We start from the raw sequence: 21,691 nt of genomic DNA, 5'->3' as shown, positions 1-21,691 counted from the left end.
GTACAACTCGACTATGAATCGGAGGGACAGTAGCTGATTATGGCTTCAGACCACTATCCCTCCGTTCCGGACCAGTCGACGGCCGTGACAGAGGAGCGAGCGGTCGCAAACGCACAGGGCGCACTTGATGTCGTTCAGGCGGCGTCGGCGACCGTCGGCGAGCAACTCGCGGCGATTGACGACCGCGCAACGGCACAGGCGACCGACGCACAGCAGATCGCCGACGACGTCTCGTCGCTTTCCGCCACAATCGAGGAGATCGCTGCGACCGCGACCGAGGTCAGCGAGCAGAGCCAGCGGGCGACGGATGCGGCAAACGACGGGCGGGAGGCCGCATCCGACGCCATCGAGTCGATGGACGAGGTCCGCGAACTGGGCCAGGCAGTCGCCACAGAGGTGGCCGCCCTGCAGGAACAAGTCGACCGTATCGCCGATGCACTGGCCGGCATCGACCGTATCGCCGACCAGACGAATATGCTCGCGCTGAACGCCTCGATAGAGGCGGCGCGGGCGAGCGACACCACCGACACAGACGGGTTCGCCGTCGTTGCAGACGAAATCAAGGGGCTCGCCGAGGAGTCCCAGCAGCAGGCTGCGGAAATCGAAACGACGCTGGCTGCGGTTCGCGAAGCCACAGACGACACCGTTGCACAGCTCAACGAGGCCATCGACGGAATCGACACTGGGGCCGAGCAGGTCACCACGGCGATGGCGCGGCTCGACGACGTGGCCGATACCGTCGCGGAGACGGCCGACGGCATCGCGTCTGTCTCGGCGGCGACCGACGAGCAGGCGACGACGAGCGAAGCGGTCGCCGAGCGGTGTGAGACGGTCTCGGACCGCGCCGCCGCCATCGAAGACGACCTCTCGGAGATACGCGCCGCCCGCTCCGAGCAGACCGCGATGCTGGACGAGATTGACGACGTACTCGCCGCTGCAGAGGCTGACCGGCAGGACCGTCTGGCGGACGCACCGACAGTCTCGACCGGTATCGACGGTATCGACGACCTCTGTGGCGGCGGGCTCGTCATGGGGGGCCAGGCTGTCTTCCGGTACTCTGACGGGACGCAGGTCGACGGCGCTATCGCTCAGTTGTGCGCGACGGCCGTCGCCGCCGGCCGGGCGGTCTCGCTGACGCCGCCCCCGTCGCTTGACCGGTCGACGCTGGCCGCTGCGTTCGCGGCGACCGACCGCTCGCTCACGGACGCACTCGACGACGACGCCCTGTTCATCCTCGATGCGTTCGGGAACTGGGACGCCCGGTACAACGTGTTCGACCTCGAACGGACCTCGCTGGCTGCCGCCAACGAGACGACGGCCACCAGACGGGACGCCCCGCTGGTCATCGTCGGAAACATTCAGGGCGAGATACGGATGATGGGCGAACAGGCGGCCAGGGAAGCCCGGTACGAGAACGACGACGGCGTCTTCGACCCTCACGACACAGTAGTCAACGTCATCAACGACGACGCGGTCCCGGCCACGCTCGGGGCGTTCTACTCGGGCGCTGCCGACCAGGAACTCACGCTGGCACGGACTGACGGCCGCGAGTACCTGACGCTCACGGCCTCGCCGCGTGGTACTGTGGGTGAGAAACAACCGGTCTCACAGCTGTCGAGCCCACCCTTCCTCCGAATCAGAGACAACTGATGTTCTGCATCGACGACACTGGTCGGTTCACGTTCGCGACGGACGAATTCGCCGCATTGCTTGGGCGGACGCCTGCCGAACTTGTTGGAACACCTGTCGAGGCGGTGGTCGCAGCCGAGGACCGTGAGCCACTGACCACAGCGAGACAGGCCGTCAACAGTGCGCCAGACCGGCTGACCGAAACCTGTCAGGTCAGGCTCCCGCAAAGCGACCTCTCCGGTCCGGTTACGATTGAGCTCACGACGGCAACCGACGGGTCTGTCGTCGGATCGCTCTGTCGGACGGCCGAGACGGCCGACCCGTTCCAGTACTTGTTCGACCTCATTCAGGATGCGGTCGTCGGCTTCGAAATCGTCAATTTCGTCCCGATTGTGCGAACGGTCAACCCCGCGTTCGTCGAGACGTTCGGATACGACCGCGACGAGATTGTCGGCGAACCGCTCAACGACTACATCGTTCCCGGCGACCGCGTCGAGGAGGCGGTTAACTACGACCAGCGGACGGCCGCCGGGGAGGTCAACTACGCCGTCGTCTCTCGGGAGACGGCCGACGGCTGCCGCGAGTTCATCTATCGCGGGGTCCCGTACGACACGACCGACGGCCGTCGCTGCGGGTTCGCGATGTACACGGATGTGACCGACAGCCGGCGGCAAAAGCGGCGACTCCGCGTTCTCCACCGCGTCCTGCGGCACAATCTCCGCAACGAACTCTCTGTCGTGCTCGGGACGGCTGAATACGTCCGGGCCCACGCAGCTGACTCGTCCGTCTCGTTGGCCGCGTCTCGCGCCCTCGATGCGGCCGACCGCCTCGCCGCCGTCAGCGAAAAGGCCCGAAGCGTCGAGACCGCGCTCGACGGGGAATCCGGCCAGTCGGTCGACGCAGCGGCGCTGGCTCAGTCTGTCGCCGACAGTTATCGCCCCGATACACCGGTCGAAACAGCACTCCCCGAGACACTCCCTGTCACCGGCGGGACGGCCGTCTACGACGCGCTCGACAACCTCGTCGAGAACGCGGTGAGCCACACACCAGAGGGCACAGCCGTTCGAATTACGGCCGAGCGGACCGGTGGAGACGCGTTCGTCCGCGTTCTCGACGACGGCCCCGGTATCCCCGCCGTCGAACGGGCCGTCGTGTTCGAGGACGCGGATATCACCAATCTCCAGCACGGGAGCGGCCTCGGTATCTGGCTCGCTCGGTGGGTCGCCGAGGCGGCCGGCGGCGGCATCGAGTACGACCGAACCGACGGGTGGACGACCGTCTCGCTCAGGCTTCCGCTCTCCGATGCCGATGACGTTCTCACACTGGCTGACACCGCGGAATCCGAGGTTACACCGACGCGGAAGTGAGTGCTGTCCCGTCCGCTGTGACGCTAGCGCCTGAGCGCCGCGGTCAGCGCGATTGCGCCCAGCACGACACTCGCCAGCGCCAGCGGTGACAGCGGCGGGACGTTTAGCTGAAAGAGCAGGGTCGTCACCACGACGCTCGCCCCGACAAGCCCTGTCGTTCCCGCGACATGGGTGAGTTCCACGGGCGTTCCGGGCGCTGTTCCGAGGTCCGCGTAGAGGTCGATGGCCGCGTGTGCGAACGTCCAGGCCAGCACCGTCGCGCCGCCGGCGACCAGCACCGTGGTCGTCGTTGCCCCCTGAAGGGCGGCCACCAGCAGCGCCAGGAACAGTGACGCGCTGGCGACGTCGATGAGCCGGCCGGACTGAATCAGTTGCCCGCCGGCGAGCAGCACAACGCCGACGAGGGCGGCAGCGGTCGAGACCGCGCTAATGCCGGCGACGAAAAGCGTCACGACGCCCGCCGTCAGCGCCGCACCGCCACAGACGGCTCCGGTTCGCGGTATCATTGGCCACCCCGCCAGGCCCGTTCGGTTACCTGTTCCAGCGGCTCAGTTGCGGGCCAGTCGTGGACGGCGATGCCGGCGGCTCGCAACCGACGGAGCCGCTCACGGCGTTCGAGCCGTGCCAGCCGGTGGCCCGCCGTGTCCGTCGCGGTCGGGTCGGGACTCAGGACCGTCACCGGGTGGCCGCTGGCGGCGAGTCGACGGACCAGCGCCTCGCTGTCGTCGTCACACAGCGGCCCGAGGAAGACGACGTTCGCCGCTGTCGGCAGTTGTGCGATGAGTTTCGTTGTGTCCGGTGTTCGGGTGACCGATGTCGCGGCGAACGCGCGGTCGGTCCTGAGCAGGTCCCGGGCCTGTTGCTGGTGCGCGGCGCTCGTGCCCGGTGCGAGCCACGCTCCGTGTGGCGAGTACGCCGCGACGCCGACCTCGTGGCCGTCCTCGGGGAGCCCCTCGACGAGGGCGACGGCAGCCATCGTCGACCGCTCGATGGCTGTCTCGGCGTCCGGACGCGGCGCGAGCGCGGCGGCTGCTCTGGCGTCGACGACCACCACGACCGTCGCGGATTGCTCGCGGCGGAACTCGACGGTCCGCAGGTCGCCGGTGCGGGCGTACTGATTCCAGTCGACGCGGGAGAGCGGGTCGTTCGACCGGTGCTCCCTGACCGCGTAGAAGGAGACCCCTTCGCCGCCCTCGTCGACGGGCACCGTCCCGGGTCGGCGGGCCACTGCGGGGACCAGCGGCAACAGCGCCGAACTGGTCGGCTGTTCCCAGGTGACGGTGTCGGGTTCGGTCGTGACGGACGTTCGTCGGGCGACGACGCCGACCACGTCCCTGACGACGACCGTCGCCGGGTCGAACACGCAGCGGTCGGTCCCGCCAGTAATCTCGTAGGTAATCGTCGTCGATGCGCCGGGCCGCAGCGCCGTCCCCAGCGACGCCGACCCGTCAACGACGCGGACAGAATCCGGCACGCCGTCGGCGAGCCGGAGGTCCGGAATCGTCCGTGATCCGTCGTTGCGGACGGTGAGCGCCACGGTGACCCGCTCGCCGAGTGCGGGTTCTGTCGGTGTGATGGACCGCTGTATCGACACGTCCGCCGCTGGCGGGACAGCGACCCGGTCGTACGCGCTCAGCGTGACGCCGAGCCCGCCCAGCAACACGAGCGCGGGGACTTGCCCCACCAGTCCGACGCCGACGGCGACCAGTGCGGCCCCGGCCAGCCCGAACCAGCGGCCGGTGCGGTGGACCTCGCTCATCGCTCCTCGTCGCGCCGTCGGAGTTCCGCCGTCGCGTGGGCGACGCGCCGCTGGAACGGACGGATACCCGAGAGCCACCCGGACAGCCGCGCCCGGAGCGATATCGGTGTCCCGTCGAACAGTTTCCGAGCCGGCTCCCTGTCCGTCCACGCGCCGGACCGGAGCGCGTCCGCTGCCTCGTCGGGAGAGAGCCCGTCGCGCTGGAGGACGGTGACAGCGACCCCCTCGACGCGCCGCCGGATCGCTTCCTGTCCGGCTCCAGCAGCAAGCGCCTCGTCGATATCGTCGCCGGGGACCGTGACGTACTGGCTGTCTGTGTCCGGCAGCGCCATCCCGCGTTCGCTGTCGAGGGAGCGAACCAGGAGCGCGAGGAGCGCGACACCGCCAGCGAAGACGGCCACCGCGAGTATCGGGAGGTCCGAGACAGCGCCCGAGGGCAACAGCGGCGCGCCGAGCGCGGCGAGGCCGAGGCCGATGGCTGTCGCGACGAGGCCAAGTGCCAACGGGAGCCGGCGCAGTGTCACGCCTTGCCCTCCCCGGCGGACCCGTCGGCGTCTTTGTCCGCAGAAGGCATCTCGTCGGGGCTCGCCGCGATATCGTCCGCGTTGTCGACGGCCCGTTCCAGCGCCGCACGGGCTTGGGACTCCAGGTCAGCGTCCGGCCGCTCCCGGCCGTAGCGAACCCGCTCGAACACCGACCGGAGCGAGGCGACGGCGTCGGGGTCGGCCCCGGCCGCCGTCGCGTTCGCCTCGATGTCCTGCGGGGACGATGCATCGTCGTCCACGGTCACCGCATCTTCGAGGGCGGCCCACGCGCGGTACACGTCGTTGGTCAGGGGTACGTCGATTGCAGCCGCGCTATGCGAGGGGGCCTTCGCGGACTCCGCTGTTGCGACGGCTGGCGTTTCGCCGCCCGTCTCGTCGATGGTCCGGCTCTGACCGGCCAGCCGCCAGAGGACGACCAGACCCACTGCGAGGCCGACGGCGAGCGCACCGACTGCCGGGGCGGGGACGCTCGGCAGCAGCGCGCGGGCACCGCCGTCGCTTTCGGGTGGGTCGATGCTACCGGGCGGGTCGCTGAGGCCCTGTCCGTCGGGGTTGTCGATCTCGCTGTCGTCACGGGTCATCTCCGCCTGGTCGGACCCGGTGGCGGCGTCGAGGCTCGCGGCGCCGACGCTGAACGACAGCAGCGCAATCGCGGCGACAACCGCCACGAGGAGGGACTGTCGCTGCATACGGCCACTCCGCCCCTGTCACATGAATAGGTTAGGGACCTGCCGTTCGCTGGAACCCATGGGCGCGGTTCGAACGGGTACACACGGGGACTGGTCCCGCCTATAGTAGCCATTGAAAATCAATGCACACCTGATCGCACGACTGCAGTGCGATCAGTGTGTAAATCGTTTCAATTGTTACTATAGAGTTCGTCAGCGAGGTCCTCGGCGAAGTAGGTCAGAATGAGGTCCGCGCCGGCGCGTTTGATGGACAGCAACGACTCGTAGGCGACCGCTTCGAGGTCGAGCCAGCCCTTCTCGGCGGCGGCGTGGAGCATCGCGTACTCGCCGGAGACGTTGTAGGCGGCGACGGGGTGGTCGTAAGACTCCCGGATCTCCTTGACGATGTCCAGATACGGCAGGGCGGGCTTGACCATCAGCACGTCTGCGCCCTGCTCGACGTCGAGATCGACCTCGCGGCTGGCCTCGCGTGCGTTCGCGGGGTCCATCTGGTAGTGCCGCCGGTCGCCGAAGGCCGGCGCGCCGTCCGCGGCGTCCCGGAACGGGCCGTAGAAGGCCGACTCGTACTTCGCGGCGTAGCTCATGACGGGCACGTCGGTGTCGCCCTGGGCGTCCAGCGCCTCCCGAATCGCCCCGACCATCCCGTCGATCATGCCCGACGGGGCGACCATGTCGGCCCCGGCCGCGGCGTGGCTCGCGGCGATTTTCCCCAGCAAATCGAGCGTCTCGTCGTTGCGCACCGTCAGCCGCGGGTTCTCGGCAGCGTCATCTTCGAGGACACCGCAGTGGCCGTGGTCGGTGTACTCACAGAGACAGACGTCCGTGATGACGTAGGCGTCCGTCTCGCTCGTGATGCGGCGCGTGGCTTCCTGCACGACGCCGTCTTCGGCCCAGGCGCGGCTCCCGCGCTCGTCTTTCGACTCGGGGACGCCGAACAGCATCACCGCTTCGACGCCGGTTTCGAGGACCTCCTCGACGCGCTCGACCGCCTCGCCGACCGGGACCCGTTCGTGACCCGGCATCGTCTCGATGGGGACGCGCTCGTCCGTGGTGGCGTCCACGAACACCGGCGCGATGAGGTCCGAGGCGGAGAGGTCCGTCTCCCGTACCAGCGGTCGCACGCCGTCGGTTCGCAGACGGCGGGGGCGCTGTGTCAGATTCATACCGACTTCTCCGGCCGTCTGTGGCAAGAACCCACCGCTTGGGGTCGCAACTGGACGCGAGCCGACATGGCAGTGTTTAGTTTAGCAACAACGATTGCTGAGAGCCAGAAAGCCCCGGCTGTCATCGGACGCGGAGCGTCCGATTGCCCGCAAGAGCTTCGCTCTCGCCCTGGCTCCGGTCGAGGGCCTTGCTGTCGTTCGAGAGAGCTTCGTTCTCTCGTGATGAGCGTGGGACTCTATGAGTCCCACGAACCTGCGAACGGGCACTTCGTGCCCGTGAGCAGATGACGAAAGACGCTTCGCGTCTTTCGAACCACGGTCTCTGCTCACGGCGCTTCGCGCCGTTCGCATGGTCCGAGGGACCTGCGGTCCCTCGTCTTGGTGAGCGGTGAAACCGCGAACCAAAGCTGAGAACGCGGGGGCTTTCTGGCTGTTCGAGGTTTCTACCCATTAACTAAACACCACTTTCGACATCGACACGAGATTTATAACGCGGGCGGTCCCAGCCACCGCTGATGCCCTCCACAGACGACGATTCACTGACCGACCAGGTGCACAACTTCCTCGACGGCCTCGGCTTCGCGGACCTGACGCCGGACTACCGCGACGAGCGCGACGCCGCCAACGACACCATTGACGAGGCGTTCGACCCGCTGCCGGACGAACTCGCCGAGGACCCGGACCTCGCCGAGGTGAACAAGGTCAACGTCCACGACGACGGCGACGACATCCTCGTCCCCGTCGTCACGTTCCTGTTCGAGGACGCCGGCGAACCAGCCCTCGACACCGTCTGGGCGTTCGCCGGCCGTGCCCTGGAAGCGGTACAGCCTTTATTCGCGGACTCCCACGTCCGCCACTACGACCTCCAGTTCGCCTACGCCGACGAGGACGAAGAGACGGTCATCTACCGCCGCATCGCGGTCCACCCGCCGCTCGTCGAGCGCTACCTGACCGACGCGTCCTTCGACATCGACTCGCTCCGGGCCGCGGTGGCCGAGGGCGATAACGGCGACGACGAACTTCCGCCGGTGGACTGGACGCAGTTCGACGCCCAGTCGATGGGAACTGGCGCGTACAGCGGCAGCCAGGCGGCAATCGCCGCCCACTGTGCCGGCGCGAGTGCGGGAGCGGCGGCCGCGTGTGCCGGTACTGCTGCGGGCGCAGGCGGAGCCGCAGGCTGTGGCGGCGGCATGTAGCCTGCTATTCTGTTTCGATGCGCTCGCGGAGCCAGGCCGCCGCCTCGGCGACAGCCGCTGGGTCGTCGCCGGTGACCTTCACCCGCCCCGGCGTGTCGTCCTTGCGCGGGTAGCTCCCGACAGCCACGTCGAACTGCTCGCGGGCCTCGGTGATGTGACTGACGAGCGCGCCTTCGGGCGCAGGTGTGTGCATCGTCTTCGTCGTCCGGTCGCCGTCGAACTCGTCGGCGACGGTCTCGTACATCGCTTGCAGTTCTTCGGGGATACCCGGGAACACGTACACGCGGTCGATGACACAGCCGGCCGCGAAGCTCTCGTCGGTCAGCAGCGCCTGGCTCCCCGCCGGAATCGACGCCCACGCGTCGAGGTCTAAGTCCATGTCGTAGCGGTCCACCATTTCGGGGTTGTCCGCGGCGAACTGCTCGGCCTTCGCTTCGAGGTGGGCGCGGACGTCCTCGGGTACGACGAGGTCCCGGCCGAACGCCTGTGCCACGCCGGCTTTCGTCACGTCGTCCGGTGTCCCGCCGATGCCGCCGGTGACGATGACCGCGTCGAAGGCGTCGTGATACCGCGCCACGGCGTCGGCGATGACCGCCTCGTCGTCGGGCACAGTCAGGACTCGGGTGACGCTTGCGCCGGCGGCCGTGAGCTGGCGGCCCAGCCACGACGCGTTCGTGTTCTCCGTGTCGCCAGCGAGCAGTTCGTCACCGACGGTGAGCAGTGCGACCTCCATCATCTCGCTGTGAGTGTCTGGCGGCGTTAAGCGTTTGGCTGGACGCAGGTGGACACGCGTTCCGATGTCGTGAGCCCGCTGCGGACCGAATGAATATGAATGGTGTATAATGACATTATATCTAGTCTAGCCATATTTCGGTAACATACATATACTGGGTCCGGCAATTCAAAATCATGGTACTTGTCACCAATTGTGCCGATTGCGTCAAACGGGTGTACCCGAACCGAAGTCGCGTGCCGAGTACGGATCGCGACAGCGCTGACCCGGTCGACGAAGCGTCCACAACATCCGCTGGAACGCTGACAGACTGACGCTGCTGGCAGCACACCGCGTCGTCGCGCTATCGGGCTCGTCGCGGTGTGTCGTAACGGCAACTCTTGGCAGGTAGCTACAGCAATGGAACACAGCGATAGCACAGGGCCGGACCGCTCGCTGCTCCGTCGGCTTTCCAGACCGGTTCTCGCGTTCGTTGGACTCGTCGCCGCCGGTGTGTTCGGATTCGTCACGTTCGGTGGCGTCGGCGTCGTCAACGCCCTGTTCTGGCTGCTTGACCCCACGAGCATCGAACTCCACTTCCAGACCCACGAGGGGCCCGCGACGCTGGTCAAAGGCTACGCCATCGTGGTGCTGACCGGTCTCGTCGTCGCTGGACTGTGGATAGGTGAAACAGTGCTGTCGGCAGCCTTCGGCGGCCAGATTCAGCAGGAACTTACACGTATGCAGATTTCGCAACGACTTCAGGAACTGGACGACCACATCGTCGTCTGTGGCTACGGGACGTTCGGACAGACTGTCGCGGAGCAGATAGGCGGCACGGACGCACAGGTGGTCGTCATCGAGAAACAGACAGAACAGTACGAACGGGGCTCGACGATGGCCATCTCGCGCTGGAGGCCGACGCGAGCCGCGAGGACGCGCTGACGGACGCGGGCATCAAGCGAGCCGACACGGTCGTCGGGGCGATTGATGACACGAACGCAAATATTCAGATTGCGGTGCTGGCGAGCCAGCTTGCGCCCACTGTCCAGCTCATCGTTCGGGCCGGCGACCGACAGGACGAGACCGTGGCCCGCCGCGTGGGCGCGGATGAAGTGATAATTCCCGAAGTCGTCAGCGGAAAACAGGTGTGTGAGCGGCTGTGACGACGGTTCAGACGTTACTCCTCGGATAGTTCGGATTCCAGTGTCTCGACCCGGCGTTCGAGTTCGGAAACCCGCTTCTCGTAGCCGCGTTTACCGTCGAGAAAGTTGTAGACGAGTACCATGCCAGCGGCTGGTAGTCCGATGTACACCGCCAGTACGAGTACCATGAGGATAAGTTCCGTTGCGCCGGGTAGTCCCGGTATCTGGAGGAGGGCCATGGTGAGCCTTTTCGTTTCAGCTACTTGAAAATTCACATCTGAGCGATCAGACTCCCGCTTCCCCGACCGCTTCAGCGAGTAGCTCCGTGACCCCGACGATTTCAAGGTCCTCCTCGTAGCCGCCGGTTTTGCGCCCGTCCTCGTACATCGTCATGCACATCGGGCAGGCAACGACGAACTTCTCGACGGCCGCGCCCGCCTCGGTGTCTTCGAGGGCCTCGCGCAGGCGTTCCTCGCTGGGTTTGCTCTCCTCTTCGAGGTCCATCCAGAGACCGCCACCGCCACCGCCACAGCAGAAGGAGTCGTCCCTGTTGCGGGGCATCTCGTGGAGGTCGGCTCCGGTCGCGTGGATGAGGTCCCGCGGCGCTTCGAACTCGCCGTTGTACCGCCCGAGGTGACAGGGGTCGTGGTAGGTGACAGTGTAGTCCAGTTCGGTCCCGGAGAGGCCGAGCGCGCCCGCATCTGCGAGGTCGGCGACGACCTGCGTGTAGTGGAACACGTCGTCTTCGCCCCACTCACAGGCCTCGAACTCGGGGTACTCGTTCATGAACGTGTTGTAGGCGTGGGGGTCCGTCGTGACGATGGACTGGAACTCACAGTCCAGTATTGCCTCGGCGTTGTCCTCGACGAGCATCTCGTAGAGCCCTTCCTCGCCGACGCGGCGCACGTCGTTGCCGTCGGTCTGTTCGGCCTCGTAGAGGATGCCGTAGTCCACGTCGGCGGCCTCGAAGACGGTGGCGAGCGCCTGCGCAATCTTCTGGTTGCGCTCGTCGTAGCTCGGGTAGTCGCCGACGTACCAGAGGTACTCCACCGGTTCGTCGCGGGCGTCCGGCACCTCGAAGTCGAGGTCCTCGGTCCAGTCCGGCCGGGCGCGCTCGGGGTCGCCGAAGGTGTTGCCGTGCTGGAACACGTTCATCATCGCGTCCTGGACGTGTTCATCCATCTCGCCGGCCTCGGTGAGCCGGCGGTTCATCTCAGTGAACTGCGTGACGTGTTCGATGTCGACCGGGCAGGCGTCCATGCAGGCCATACAGGACATGCAGGACTCCATCGTGTGGGCGTCGATGACCGAGGTGCCGCCGTCGGCGATGATAGGCACGTCCTCGCCGCCGGCGTCGCGCTCCTCGCGGTAGCGTTTCAGGTCGAGGATGACGTTCCGCGGGTCCAGCGGCCGCCCGGACGCTTTTGCCGGACAGACCGACGAGCACCGGCCGCACTTGGTACAGGCGTCGTGGTCGAGCAGTTGCTTCCAGGAGAAGTCGTCGATGTCGCTGGGACCGATGTCGTCGGGGTCAGCGTCGGCCGGGACGCCGGGTAGTCGCACGCCGGCTTTCTCGTCGCGGGCGACGAGGTTGGCAAACGACGAGAGCATGTGGAACGGCTTCGCGTACGGAATCCAGGCGACGAACCACAGCGCGACCAGCGAGTGGCTCCACCAGACGAACGGGTACGCACCCGCTGCCATTTCCGGTGTCATCCCGGCCATGACGAGCACTTCCTTGACCGACCAGCCGACGAAGCTCACCGTCTCGAAGGAGACGTCACGCACCGTCGAGGTGCCGAGAATACGGATGCCCTCGGTGAGGTAGCCGCCGACGCCCAGCACGAACAGCGCGCCCAGAAACAGGTCGTCCTCGCGGGAGGTGTGGCGGTCGTGGAGGCGGTCGAGCTTGCGGCCGTAGCGCCGCCACAGCGCGACACCAACGCCGACGACGAACAGCAGCCCCATCGCGTCCATGACGAACGAATAGGAGAGGTAGAACTGGCCGACGAAGAAGGATTCACCGGTCAGCGGCCGATAGAGGTCCATGTCGATACCCAGAATCGTCGTCCCGATGAGCAGCGTCAGAAAGCCCCAGACGATGAACGCGTGCATCACGCCGGCGACGGTGTCGCGGTCCAACTGCTTCCGGTTCGACAGCGCCAACTGCGCCGCCGCGACCGTTCGCTGGGGCAACTCGTCCAGGCGGTCGAAGGGGTCATCGCTGCCCTGGGCATAGCGGGTGACGCGGTCGTACACACCGTACAGAAAGACGATGATGGCGAGCGCTGCCAGATAGTAGAACAGCGCTTTCCCCACGTCGCCGATACGCCAGAACGTCGGGCGCGTGGTCGTCTGGAGTATAGATGACATACGGTAACACGCGATTTGTGTCCGCTTAAATCTTGCCACGCCCCGTCGCAGTCTTGCGGGAATTAGGGACCTGTTGAAAGTTTCCTCGCGTTACGTTGCCCATCCGACAGATATATGACTCCCGAGAAGTAGTTTCATGTTCGATGGACGAGAAGACCGAAGAACTCCGTGACATCTTTATGGATGTCTCCGACGAGGAGGCTGTGACGGAGTCTCAGGAGGCGTCGAGAGGGTCCCTGGCCGATACTGACGAGGCCGGTGTCGCGGACCGACTCGGTGATGTCATCGCGCGGATGCGCGAGCGGTACGAGTTCCGAACCGACCTCGCCGACGAATCCCTGATAACAGTGGTCCGACTGTTCTACGAGGGGAGCGACGATGCGGCCATCGCGGCCGAAATCGGCGCGGACGAGCCTGACGTGGTGGAGGCGCGGCTGGACCTGCATCTCCTCCGCGACGAGGACACAGAGGCACCGTTCGACCTGGCCGAGTTCCGCCGCCGCGTCGCCGACGCCGACCCCGCTGTCACCGAACTCGCGGCCGAGTTCGACATCGACGAGTCCTGGGCCGCCCACTACCGTCGCGTCGTCGCCGCACAGGACGCCGCGCGCCGGGTCTCCCACCGGTTCCAGAGCGAGTTCGAGGACGTGCTCACCGACGCCGGGCTGTCGACACAGCACGCTGCCGGCCTCCGCGAAGACGGTCTCGACGAAGCCACTGAGGACATCGACTCGCTGGATTCCGGCGCTGACGTGTCGATGTAACTCTGGGCATTCTTTTACACTAGCTGTCGGCTGAGATGGCAGGGTTTTCTGGCTGTCCGAAACACGACCGTTCCGTCCCGCCGAACATTCTTGTAGTGGAACACGACCACGCAGAGCCATGCCGACCCACACGTTCCGAGAGCTAGAAACGGCCGCCTACTGCCCGCGGAAGCTCTACTACCGTCGCCGCGACGGGGCGAGCGAAATCCCCGACGAGATTGAGTCGGTTCGCCGGCTCGCCCGTGATTACGAGCGGCTGCTGACCGACGACGCCGCCCTGCTGGCAGCCCCCATCGAAGTGGGTCCGGACGAGTACCGCGACCGGCTCAGAGGGCTTCGAGAGCGCCTGGCCGACTGGGACGCGCTGGTCGCCCCGGCGGCGACCGACGCGTATCTCGAAGGGAAGGACGCCCGCGGTATCGCACACAAGGTCGTCGCCGGGCGGGACGGTCCGGTCCCGTCGCTCGTCTTCGCCGGTCGGCCGCCCGAGGACGGTGTCTGGGAGCCCCAGACCGTGCGGTTGGTCGCCGCCGCGAAGGCGCTCTCTTGGGAGCGCGAGCGTGACATCGACATCGCCTACGCCGAGTATCCGGCATACGGCGTCATCCGGCGCATCGAGGTGAACGCACGGCGGGCCGGCGTCTACCGTCGGGCGGTTCGGACTGCCGACAGCATCGACGGCCCGCCCGGACGGGTACACAACGACGCGAAGTGCGAGCCCTGTGAGTTCAGCGACGACTGCGGGGTGAAGACGCGGTCGCTACGGTCGATGCTACGATAGGGCAGATAATCGCCCGGACAGCGGTGAGTGTCAGCCTTGGGCTTCGAGCCACGACTCGACGGCGTCAGCGTGTGCGCCGCGGCGGTGTATCGTTCCGGTGTCGACGTTCACCACCGTCGAGCCGGTCCCGCCGTCGGTTTCGCCGGCGTCGAGCACGACGGCGGCGCGCTCCCGGATGGCGTCGAGGTCGTCGACGGAGCGGGCGCTTGGGTTGCCGGAGATGTTGGCGCTGGTGGCGGTTAGCGGCCCGGTCTCGGCGAGCAGTTCGAGCGCGAGGTCGTGGTCGGGGACCCGAACCCCGACGCGGTCCCGGCCGGCGACCAGCACGTCCGGCACTGCGTCGCGGCGCTCGACGACGACGGTGACCGGGCCGGGGAGGAACTCGCGCATGAACGCCAGTTCGCGGTCGCTTGGGTGCGTGTACTCGCGGGCGGACTCGACATCGGGGACGGCCATCGACACCGGCTTGTCGCGCTCGCGACCTTTCGCCTCGAACACACGCTCGACGGCATTAGCATTGAGCGCGTCCGCGCCGAGGCCGTACACCGTCTCCGTGGGATAGACGACCAGCTCTCCGTCGCGGACCGCTGCCGCGGCGTCGTCGACTGTCGCCATCGTTAGAGCTGGGCTTCGACGTCGTCGTAGTCGGGGAAGTCGGGCCACTCCTGGGCCACCCAGGCGTATTCGATGGTCCGGTCGCTATCGAGGACGAACACCGACGGGCGCGGTTCCTCGATTCCGGCCATCCCGTCGAGGTCCATGTCGATGTCGTACTGCTCTGCGACGCCGTTGGCCGGGTCCGAGAACAGCCGGTAGTCCCCCTCGATATCCCGCTCTTCGAGCAACTGCTTGTGCTCGTACGGCGTCGAGATGGAGACGCCGACGACGGTGGCCTGCTCGTGCCACGCGCGGTCGCGGATCTCGTTCCAGATGTACGTCGCCGGGAACGCGCCGTCCATCGCGTGGAACACGAGGACGACCCGGTCGCTGTCGGCACACAGCGACGCGAGCGACTCGTCCTCCCAGAACTCGTCGTTGACGAGCGGGCGCGTGAAATCCGGCGCGGTGTCGCCTTCCTCGGGGTGGTCGACCGGGTCGAGGTCGACGACGTCGAAATCGAGTTCCATCAGGCCGCACCCCCTGCCGTCTCCTCGCCCTCGCCGTAGGTCCGCTCCAGATACGCGACGATGTTCGCGCTCTCGGACATCGTGACGCCGGTGTTCTCGTCGACGATGGCCGGGACGGTCCGCTTGCCGGACAGTCGCTTGACCACGTCACGGTCGGCGTGCATCGGCTCGACGAACCGCGACTGGTAGTCGAGGTCGTAGGCGTCCAGCTTCCGGACGACGCGCTCACAGAACGGACACGCCTGCAACCGGTACAGCGTGATATCGGACTCGCTCATACTCTGTGGAGTGATACGCGTGAAAGCCGGGTAAGGGCTTCGCTGACAACCCCTTCATGACAAGCCTTAATCCGCACCCATTACAACTTCGACCGTTGATGGCCCTGGATCCACCTGCGCCGTTTGAGCTGTCTACAGCGATGTTGCAGGGCGTCGAAATCGTCGGCGTCCCAATACCAAAAGACGCGGTGCTCGTCGCTGGTATTGTCACGCTCGTCGCACTGGTCGTCCTCTCGGCGTTCTTCTCGTCCTCAGAAATTGCGATGTTCTCGCTGCCTGCACACCGGACGGAAGCGCTCGTCGAGGACGCTGTCCCGGGTGCGAAGACGCTCAAACAACTCAAATCAGACCCCCACCGCCTGCTGGTAACGATTCTCGTCGGCAACAACCTCGTCAATATCGCGATGTCTTCCATCGCTACTGGACTCCTTGCGATGTACGTCGATAGTCAGGGGCTGGCTGTCGCCATCGCGACGTTTGGCGTTACCGCCGTCGTTTTGCTGTTCGGCGAGAGCGCGCCAAAGAGCTACGCGGTGGAGAACACCGAATCGTGGGCGCTGCGCATCTCCAAACCGCTCAAGGCTGCCGAGAAGGTGCTGCTCCCGCTTATCCTGCTGTTCGACTACCTCACGCGCGTCGTCAACAAAATCACCGGGGGCCGCTCCGCCATCGAGACCTCCTACGTCACCCGCGAGGAGATACAGGACATCATCGAGACGGGAGAGCGCGAAGGTGTCCTCGACGAGGACGAACGGGAGATGCTCCAGCGCACGCTGCGGTTCAACGACACCATTGCCAAGGAAGTGATGACGCCGCGGCTGGACATGACGGCCGTCGCCAAGGACGCCTCCGTCGAGGAAGCGCTGGAGACCTGTATCCAGAGCGGCCACGCCCGCATCCCGGTCTACGAGGGAAGTCTGGACAACGTTATCGGCGTCATCCACATCCGCGACCTCGTTCGGGACCTCAACTACGGCGAGGCGCTGGCCCGCGATATGGACCTCGAAGACCTCATCGAGCCGACCCTGCACGTCCCCGAATCGAAGAACGTCGACGACCTGTTGACCGAGATGCGGGCCGAGCGCCTCCACATGGTCATCGTCATCGACGAGTTCGGGACCACCGAGGGGCTGGTGACGATGGAGGACCTGACCGAGGAGATTGTCGGCGAGATACTCGAAGGCGAAGAGGAAGAGCCGATCGAGTACGTCGACGACGACACGGTCACGGTCAAAGGCGAGGTCAACATCGAGGAGGTCAACGAGGCACTGGACCTTGAACTGCCCGAAGGCGAGGAGTTCGAGACCATCGCCGGCTTCATCTTCAACCGGGCTGGCCGACTGGTCGAAGAGGGTGAGACCATCACCTACGACGGCGTCGAGATCCGCGTCGAACAGGTCGAAAACACGCGCATCATGAAAGCTCGCGTTGTCCGCCTCGAAACCGACGAAACCGAGTCGGTCGACGCCGAAGAGGTCACGGACTGAGCACTTGCGGGAGCAGTCGTTTTACGTCGGTCGCTGTTGACAGGGATGACATGGGTTATCACCACCTCGCAGTCGACGATATCGAGCCGACACCGGACCGACCCAGTGTCCAGCGCTCCATCAGTGACGCGGCCGGTCTCGAAAACGCGGCCGTGAACGTCTACGAGGTCGCTCCCGGCGAGGATATCCCGCTCGCGTACCACTACCACGATAATCAGGAGGAACTGTTCTACGTCCTCTCGGGGACGCTCGCCGTCGAGACGCCGGAGCAGACCTACGAGGTCGGCGAAGACGAGGCGTTCGTCGTCGAACCGGACAGCCCCCAGCGGGCGCACAACCCCGAGTCGGCGACCGAATCAGTACGGACGCTCGTCGTCGGCGCGCCCGCGGTGGACGACGTCCACCCGTACGACCCCGAGTAAGCCGAGCGTCGAGATCGTTCCGTTGGCCCGCTACTGGAGCGTAATGGCATAGGTCAGTGCGAACAGCAGTATCGCGCCGGTCGCGACGTTGATAGCCGTGAGTTCCGCCGCGCCGATGACGCTCAGCCCCCAGACAATAGTGGCCGCAAACACCGTCGAGAGCACGACGTTCATCGCGATGAGTACCCGCGGGTCACCCTGCGACCCGCTCGCCCCCTCCTCGAACCCGTTCGCGTCGCTCATGCCCACGAACACGGACGGGACGCCCCTTAGCTCTTTGGCAGTGCCCGGCGAGTTCGACACGCTCTAGCCGGCGGCGGCCGAGTCGCGCAACTAAACACGCTCGGCGCCCAAGACGGGCGTATGAACGTTCAAAACCGTCATGGGGACCCGGTCGACCCGGTCCCGTTTCTCGTCTGCACCATGACGGCGGTGATGCTGCTGTTCTCCGTCGGCCCGCTGTATGGCCTCGCGTACGGGCTGCCAGTGTGGGCCGGCCTGACCGTTGCCACAGCCGGGACCGTCGCTGTCGCCGCCGTCGCGTATCACCGGCTTGTCTGGACTGCGCCGCCGCCCTCGGTACAGATAGCCCCGGAACTCCGATTTCAGCGGCTCATCTACATCGGTATCGGCTTCGCTGTCTTGCTGGTTGCCGTCTCGGCTCCGCTGGCCCTGTGATTTACTACCCCGGTACGCATGTGGACTGGTATGCGCGAGGTCGAACGCTCTCGGTTCGTGATGGCGCGGCCGCCGGCTGTCCACCGCACGCTCTCGCCGGAGGCGGTCGTCGCGGCGGAGGGGACGTTCACGGTGACGGCCGTCGAAGAGACTGATACGGGAACCCTGGTTACTGCCGCCGGCCCCGGGATGTCGGTCCCGCTGCGCTTCGAATCGCGGGACGACGGGCTCCGGTACACCGCCGAGGGCGAGGTCGGCCCCTTCGACCATCTGGAGACGCAGATTACTGTCACGCCGGAAGAGAACGGGTCTCGACTCACGATGCGCTCGACCGTTTCGCTGAACCTGCCGCTCCCCTTTGCCGACCGCATCGCCGTCTGGAAGCGCGGCAACGAGCTAGAGCGGGCTATCGAAGACCTGGCGGCCGACGTACCCGGTGCGTGAGCCGGCGACGGCGCATCCGGCCCGTTCGGCGCTGGTCGTGAGATGACTGCACACAACCACGGTACGTTTAGTAGCCGTAATTTCAATATACGATCATGAGCATCCTCGACAGCGTCAAGGACGCACTCACGTCACAGTCGGACACGAAGTCCCGACCGGACGACGGGTCCAAGGGGGCGTACTGGTGTGACGACTGCGGCGTTCGCATCAGGGACGTCGAACTGGAGGGCGAACCGGTCTGTCCGGACTGCGGCGAGGAGATGCGGTTCGAGCGTGCGGCCGGTCGTGACTGCGCCTGCTAAGGGCTCCGGATAACCGTCTCATCCCCCTGTTCTGCCGGGAACGGCCCCGTGAGCGACTCGCTGTCCGTCCATTCCTCGTCCGTGACGAGCGCGTCGTCGAGCGCCGTCCGAAGGGCGTCTTCGTCGTAGTCTGTTCCAATGAACACCAGTTCAGTCCGGCGGTCGCCGTGTTCGTCGTGCCAGTCGAGTTCCGGCCGGTTCGAGCGGTACATATCCCGCTCGACTTCGGGCAGGCTCGCGATCCAGGGTCCCTGTGCTTCGGCCCGTATCGAGGGGCCGGCCTGGCCGATGACGACGCGGCGCTCGGTGCCCGCCAGCCAAACGGTGCCCTTCGAGCGGACGACACCCGACGGGAGGTCCCGCAGCACGTCGGCGAGCCGGTCGGGGTGGAACGGCCGACGGCGGCGGTAGGTGAAGGAAGTGACGCCGTACACCTCCTCGGGATGGTGGTGGCCGTCGTGTCCATGGCCGGTGTCGTCTGCATCACCCTCGACACCGTGGTCGTGGCCGTCTTCGCCATGGCTATGCCCAGCGTCGGCCAGGGCTCGCTTCCAGCCCGGCAGGTCGTTGATCTCGGTCTGGTCGAACAGCCCGCGGTCGAACAGCCGGTCGGGGGCGACCTGTGAGAAGGTCGTTCGGATGGTCTCGGCGTCGGGCTGGAGCGCCCGTACCAACTCTTCGGCTTCGTCCAGTTCTGCGTCGGTACAGAGGTCCGCCTTGTTCAACACAACGAGATTCGACAGTTCGACCTGTTCGACCATCAGGTCCGAGAGCGGGCGGTCAGCGTCGGCGGCCGCTGCGTCGGTGCTGTCCCCATCGGCGTTTGCTTCCACGGCCCCCCGGCGCTCCGGCGTCTCGCCGGCGAATGAGTCGAGAAACAGTCGGGTATCCAGTACGGTTACGAGCGTGTCGACGCGATACAGCGCGGCCACGCGCGACTCGGTAGTGAACAGCCGCGCTACCGGTGCCGGCTCGGAGATGCCAGAAGACTCGACGACCAGCGCGTCGAAGTCGCGGTCGTTCGCCAGCCGGACGACCGCCGTTTCGAGGTCGTCCTGCAGTTCACAGCAGATACAGCCGTTGGATAGCTCCGCGACGCCGTCATCCACGTCCAGTTCCGACCCCTCCGCGATGAGTTCGGCGTCGACGTTGACGGTTCCCATGTCGTTGACGAGGACGGCGATGTCTCGGTCGCCGGCCTCGGTCAGCAGGTGGTTCAGTAGCGTCGTCTTCCCGGCCCCGAGGCTTCCGGAGAGAATCGTGACGGGAATGGTGTCGCGCATACCTCCCGTTGTGCGTCGCCTCCCTTCAAATCGCGCCTCGTTTCCGGCGGTCAAACACGACCACTGTCCCGCCAGAGCGCGTGGGCACTATCGACGGGTAACTGCGACAGCTTTTACTCCGTGCCTCTCGCACACACGACCCACGATGGAACTGGCCGACCGAATCGAGCGCTTTCGCCGGACACTGCGGGAGTGGGCCCGCGGGCTGTACCACGGCATGATAACGCATCCGGCCTACGAGAAAATCGAGAAGGAGGCCGAGGACATCGAGGACGCGTTCATGCTGGCTTGTTTCCCCGACGCCTTCGGCATCCCGTCGCCGGTGTCGTACTACACCGCCGAACTGCTGCCGTACCTCGAAGACACCTTCGAGGCCTGGGAACGGCGGCTGTGGGACCGGGGGTCGTACATCGAACGCAAGGGCCAGCAGTACCACTTCTGATGGAGCCGTTCGTCTTCTTCGGCGGCAAGGGCGGGGTCGGCAAGACCACGGTCTCCTGTGCCTACGGCGTCAAATCCGCGCGAGCGGGCCTCGACACGCTCGTCGTCTCGACGGACCCCGCCCACTCAGTCACTGACGTGTTCGACCAGTCGTTCAGCGACGACCCGGAGTCCGTCGAGGGCATCGACGGCCTCGACGCGATGGAGATCGACCCCGAAACCGAGACCCAGCGCCACCTCAACGGCATCCGTAACGACCTCTCCGAGCAGGTGTCGGCGGCGATGGTCAACGAAATTAACCAGCAGCTAGAGATGGCCCACCAGACGCCGGGGGCCTACGAGTCGGCGCTGTTCGACCGCTTCGTCGACGTGATGCGCAACGCCGACCCGTACGACCGGGTCGTCTTCGACACGTCGCCGACCGGCAGCACGCTCCGCCTGCTCGGCCTGCCGGAGTTCCTCGAGGGGTGGATCGACCGGCTGATGCACAAACGCGAGAAGAGCATCGACCTCTTCGAGAAGGCCGCAATCGGCAACAACGAGCCTCGGCGCGTGATGGATGGCGACCCGGTGCTGGCCCGCCTGCAAGACCGCAAGGAGTTCTTCGAGTTCGCCGGCGGCGCGTTACAGTCCGACGCCGCCTTCTTCCTCGTTCTCAATCCGGACCAGCTCTCGGTCAACGAGACGCGGCGCGCGATTTCGGAGATGCGAGAGCGCGACCTCTCGGTTCGTGGCCTCGTCGCGAACAAGCTCACGCCCGAACCGGACCCCGACGAGGACGGCCGCGGGGCCCGCTATCTCAGGGACCGCGTCGCCACTGAGAACGAGCGGCTTCAGGAGGTCCGAGAGACGCTCGACCCGCCGCTGGTCGCGGAAATCACGACCCGCACGGCGGAGGTGAAAGGCGACCTGCTCGACGATGTCGCCGCCGAATTCGACGTCGAGACGGACGCCGAGGCACCGACGTTCGTCTGAGCCGGCGACCCGCCGCTCATGTGTGGGCCGCGCATAACCGATAAGTAATCAGATATTAGATTTTCGTTGATAGTCGAAGCCGTGTGACCGAGCGTATTCTGACGGATTTGAGATATATAAGAAATATATAA

Annotated in this window: 25 protein-coding genes and 1 pseudogene; 13 read left to right on the top strand and 13 right to left on the bottom strand. The window is 66.0% G+C overall.

The annotated features are described in order from the left end of the window. Positions 1-39 precede the first annotated feature (39 nt). Positions 40-1,650, top strand: a complete 1,611-nt coding sequence (locus ACNO8S_RS15135) for a methyl-accepting chemotaxis protein (protein WP_420182218.1) — start codon at positions 40-42, stop codon at positions 1,648-1,650. After that, positions 1,650-2,996: an ATP-binding protein gene (locus tag ACNO8S_RS15130; protein ID WP_420182217.1), complete on the top strand. Its 1,347-nt coding sequence runs from the start codon at positions 1,650-1,652 to the stop codon at positions 2,994-2,996. The genes ACNO8S_RS15135 and ACNO8S_RS15130 overlap by 1 nt, the downstream gene beginning before the upstream one ends. A gap of 23 nt (positions 2,997-3,019) precedes the next feature. On the opposite strand, the gene ACNO8S_RS15125 is transcribed toward ACNO8S_RS15130, so the two are convergent. The 5 genes from ACNO8S_RS15125 to hemB form a co-directional block, all read right to left on the bottom strand. Next, on the bottom strand, positions 3,020-3,502 hold the full coding sequence (locus ACNO8S_RS15125) for a DUF7519 family protein (RefSeq protein ID WP_420182216.1): 483 nt from the start codon (positions 3,500-3,502) through the stop codon (positions 3,020-3,022). Continuing rightward, positions 3,499-4,755, bottom strand: a complete 1,257-nt coding sequence (locus ACNO8S_RS15120; RefSeq protein ID WP_050037242.1) for a DUF58 domain-containing protein — start codon at positions 4,753-4,755, stop codon at positions 3,499-3,501. Before ACNO8S_RS15120 ends, ACNO8S_RS15125 begins: the two co-directional genes overlap by 4 nt. Then, positions 4,752-5,279: a DUF7269 family protein gene (locus tag ACNO8S_RS15115; protein ID WP_023843462.1), complete on the bottom strand. Its 528-nt coding sequence runs from the start codon at positions 5,277-5,279 to the stop codon at positions 4,752-4,754. The genes ACNO8S_RS15120 and ACNO8S_RS15115 overlap by 4 nt, the downstream gene beginning before the upstream one ends. Continuing rightward, positions 5,276-5,989 carry a DUF4129 domain-containing protein gene (locus ACNO8S_RS15110; protein WP_420182215.1) on the bottom strand — a complete coding sequence of 238 codons (714 nt, stop codon included), beginning with the start codon at positions 5,987-5,989 and terminating at the stop codon, positions 5,276-5,278. The genes ACNO8S_RS15115 and ACNO8S_RS15110 overlap by 4 nt, the downstream gene beginning before the upstream one ends. Positions 5,990-6,159: 170 nt before the next feature. Beyond that, positions 6,160-7,152 (bottom strand): porphobilinogen synthase, encoded by a 993-nt coding sequence (hemB, locus tag ACNO8S_RS15105; protein ID WP_151102667.1) that lies wholly within the window; start codon positions 7,150-7,152, stop codon positions 6,160-6,162. A 515-nt stretch (positions 7,153-7,667) separates the two neighbouring features. On the opposite strand from hemB, the gene ACNO8S_RS15100 reads away from it, so the two are divergent. Further along, the gene (locus tag ACNO8S_RS15100; protein WP_420182214.1) at positions 7,668-8,348 is read left to right on the top strand and encodes a hypothetical protein; all 681 of its coding nucleotides are present in this window, start codon (positions 7,668-7,670) and stop codon (positions 8,346-8,348) included. A 4-nt stretch (positions 8,349-8,352) separates the two neighbouring features. On the opposite strand, the gene ACNO8S_RS15095 is transcribed toward ACNO8S_RS15100, so the two are convergent. Beyond that, complete coding sequence (locus ACNO8S_RS15095) at positions 8,353-9,081, bottom strand: competence/damage-inducible protein A (RefSeq protein WP_420182213.1); 729 nt, start codon at positions 9,079-9,081, stop codon at positions 8,353-8,355. Positions 9,082-9,480: 399 nt separating this feature from the next. Here ACNO8S_RS15095 and ACNO8S_RS15090 point away from each other — a divergent pair. Next, positions 9,481-10,226 (top strand): annotated as a pseudogene (locus ACNO8S_RS15090) (potassium channel family protein). A 14-nt stretch (positions 10,227-10,240) separates the two neighbouring features. Here ACNO8S_RS15090 and ACNO8S_RS15085 read toward each other — a convergent pair. Together ACNO8S_RS15085 and ACNO8S_RS15080 are read right to left on the bottom strand one after the other, a co-directional pair. Continuing rightward, the gene (locus tag ACNO8S_RS15085; protein ID WP_023843459.1) at positions 10,241-10,444 is read right to left on the bottom strand and encodes a hypothetical protein; all 204 of its coding nucleotides are present in this window, start codon (positions 10,442-10,444) and stop codon (positions 10,241-10,243) included. A 46-nt stretch (positions 10,445-10,490) separates the two neighbouring features. Continuing rightward, positions 10,491-12,578, bottom strand: a complete 2,088-nt coding sequence (locus tag ACNO8S_RS15080; protein ID WP_064288578.1) for a (Fe-S)-binding protein — start codon at positions 12,576-12,578, stop codon at positions 10,491-10,493. Positions 12,579-12,721: 143 nt separating this feature from the next. Between ACNO8S_RS15080 and ACNO8S_RS15075 the strand changes: the two genes are divergently transcribed. Both ACNO8S_RS15075 and ACNO8S_RS15070 read left to right on the top strand, forming a co-directional pair. Continuing rightward, positions 12,722-13,342 (top strand): hypothetical protein, encoded by a 621-nt coding sequence (locus ACNO8S_RS15075; protein ID WP_014041632.1) that lies wholly within the window; start codon positions 12,722-12,724, stop codon positions 13,340-13,342. Between the two features lie 118 nt (positions 13,343-13,460). Next, the gene (locus tag ACNO8S_RS15070) at positions 13,461-14,123 is read left to right on the top strand and encodes a CRISPR-associated protein Cas4 (RefSeq protein ID WP_014041631.1); all 663 of its coding nucleotides are present in this window, start codon (positions 13,461-13,463) and stop codon (positions 14,121-14,123) included. 30 nt (positions 14,124-14,153) lie between these two features. Here the strand turns inward: ACNO8S_RS15070 and ACNO8S_RS15065 are convergent, their stop codons facing one another. Genes ACNO8S_RS15065 through ACNO8S_RS15055 form a run of 3 tightly spaced genes read right to left on the bottom strand, consistent with a single transcriptional unit; the run spans position 14,154 to position 15,528 of the window. Further along, the gene (locus ACNO8S_RS15065; RefSeq protein ID WP_050037236.1) at positions 14,154-14,738 is read right to left on the bottom strand and encodes an L-threonylcarbamoyladenylate synthase; all 585 of its coding nucleotides are present in this window, start codon (positions 14,736-14,738) and stop codon (positions 14,154-14,156) included. Between the two features lie 2 nt (positions 14,739-14,740). Then, a complete protein-coding gene (locus ACNO8S_RS15060; protein ID WP_420182212.1) occupies positions 14,741-15,250 on the bottom strand; it encodes a redoxin domain-containing protein in 510 nt (169 codons plus the stop codon). Next, positions 15,250-15,528, bottom strand: coding sequence for a glutathione S-transferase N-terminal domain-containing protein (locus ACNO8S_RS15055; RefSeq protein WP_008307270.1), 279 nt, complete (start codon positions 15,526-15,528; stop codon positions 15,250-15,252). Before ACNO8S_RS15055 ends, ACNO8S_RS15060 begins: the two co-directional genes overlap by 1 nt. 98 nt (positions 15,529-15,626) lie before the next feature. On the opposite strand from ACNO8S_RS15055, the gene ACNO8S_RS15050 reads away from it, so the two are divergent. Both ACNO8S_RS15050 and ACNO8S_RS15045 read left to right on the top strand, forming a co-directional pair. After that, the gene (locus ACNO8S_RS15050; RefSeq protein WP_420182211.1) at positions 15,627-17,015 is read left to right on the top strand and encodes a hemolysin family protein; all 1,389 of its coding nucleotides are present in this window, start codon (positions 15,627-15,629) and stop codon (positions 17,013-17,015) included. Between the two features lie 50 nt (positions 17,016-17,065). Next, positions 17,066-17,437, top strand: a complete 372-nt coding sequence (locus ACNO8S_RS15045; protein ID WP_008307272.1) for a cupin domain-containing protein — start codon at positions 17,066-17,068, stop codon at positions 17,435-17,437. Between the two features lie 30 nt (positions 17,438-17,467). Here the strand turns inward: ACNO8S_RS15045 and ACNO8S_RS15040 are convergent, their stop codons facing one another. Continuing rightward, entirely contained in the window at positions 17,468-17,680 is a 213-nt protein-coding gene (locus ACNO8S_RS15040) for a hypothetical protein (RefSeq protein WP_050037233.1), read from the bottom strand. Between the two features lie 120 nt (positions 17,681-17,800). On the opposite strand from ACNO8S_RS15040, the gene ACNO8S_RS15035 reads away from it, so the two are divergent. The 3 genes from ACNO8S_RS15035 (at position 17,801) to ACNO8S_RS15025 (ending at position 18,861) form a co-directional block, all read left to right on the top strand. Beyond that, positions 17,801-18,115, top strand: coding sequence for a hypothetical protein (locus ACNO8S_RS15035; RefSeq protein ID WP_420182210.1), 315 nt, complete (start codon positions 17,801-17,803; stop codon positions 18,113-18,115). A 30-nt stretch (positions 18,116-18,145) separates the two neighbouring features. Then, positions 18,146-18,559 (top strand): hypothetical protein, encoded by a 414-nt coding sequence (locus ACNO8S_RS15030; protein ID WP_008307275.1) that lies wholly within the window; start codon positions 18,146-18,148, stop codon positions 18,557-18,559. Positions 18,560-18,654: 95 nt separating this feature from the next. Next, positions 18,655-18,861 (top strand): hypothetical protein, encoded by a 207-nt coding sequence (locus ACNO8S_RS15025; protein ID WP_008307276.1) that lies wholly within the window; start codon positions 18,655-18,657, stop codon positions 18,859-18,861. On the opposite strand, the gene ACNO8S_RS15020 is transcribed toward ACNO8S_RS15025, so the two are convergent. Continuing rightward, a complete protein-coding gene (locus ACNO8S_RS15020; RefSeq protein ID WP_420182209.1) occupies positions 18,858-20,144 on the bottom strand; it encodes a CobW family GTP-binding protein in 1,287 nt (428 codons plus the stop codon). The two genes, ACNO8S_RS15025 and ACNO8S_RS15020, sit on opposite strands and share 4 nt — an antisense overlap. A 145-nt stretch (positions 20,145-20,289) precedes the next feature. On the opposite strand from ACNO8S_RS15020, the gene ACNO8S_RS15015 reads away from it, so the two are divergent. Next, complete coding sequence (locus tag ACNO8S_RS15015; protein ID WP_004959670.1) at positions 20,290-20,586, top strand: hypothetical protein; 297 nt, start codon at positions 20,290-20,292, stop codon at positions 20,584-20,586. Next, entirely contained in the window at positions 20,586-21,560 is a 975-nt protein-coding gene (locus tag ACNO8S_RS15010; RefSeq protein ID WP_420182208.1) for an ArsA family ATPase, read from the top strand. Before ACNO8S_RS15015 ends, ACNO8S_RS15010 begins: the two co-directional genes overlap by 1 nt. Positions 21,561-21,691 lie beyond the last annotated feature (131 nt).

This window comes from Haloarcula sp. KBTZ06 (assembly GCF_048595605.1).
GTDB classification, from domain to species: domain Archaea; phylum Halobacteriota; class Halobacteria; order Halobacteriales; family Haloarculaceae; genus Haloarcula; species Haloarcula hispanica.
This window is presented reverse-complemented; position numbering and strand designations above follow the sequence as displayed.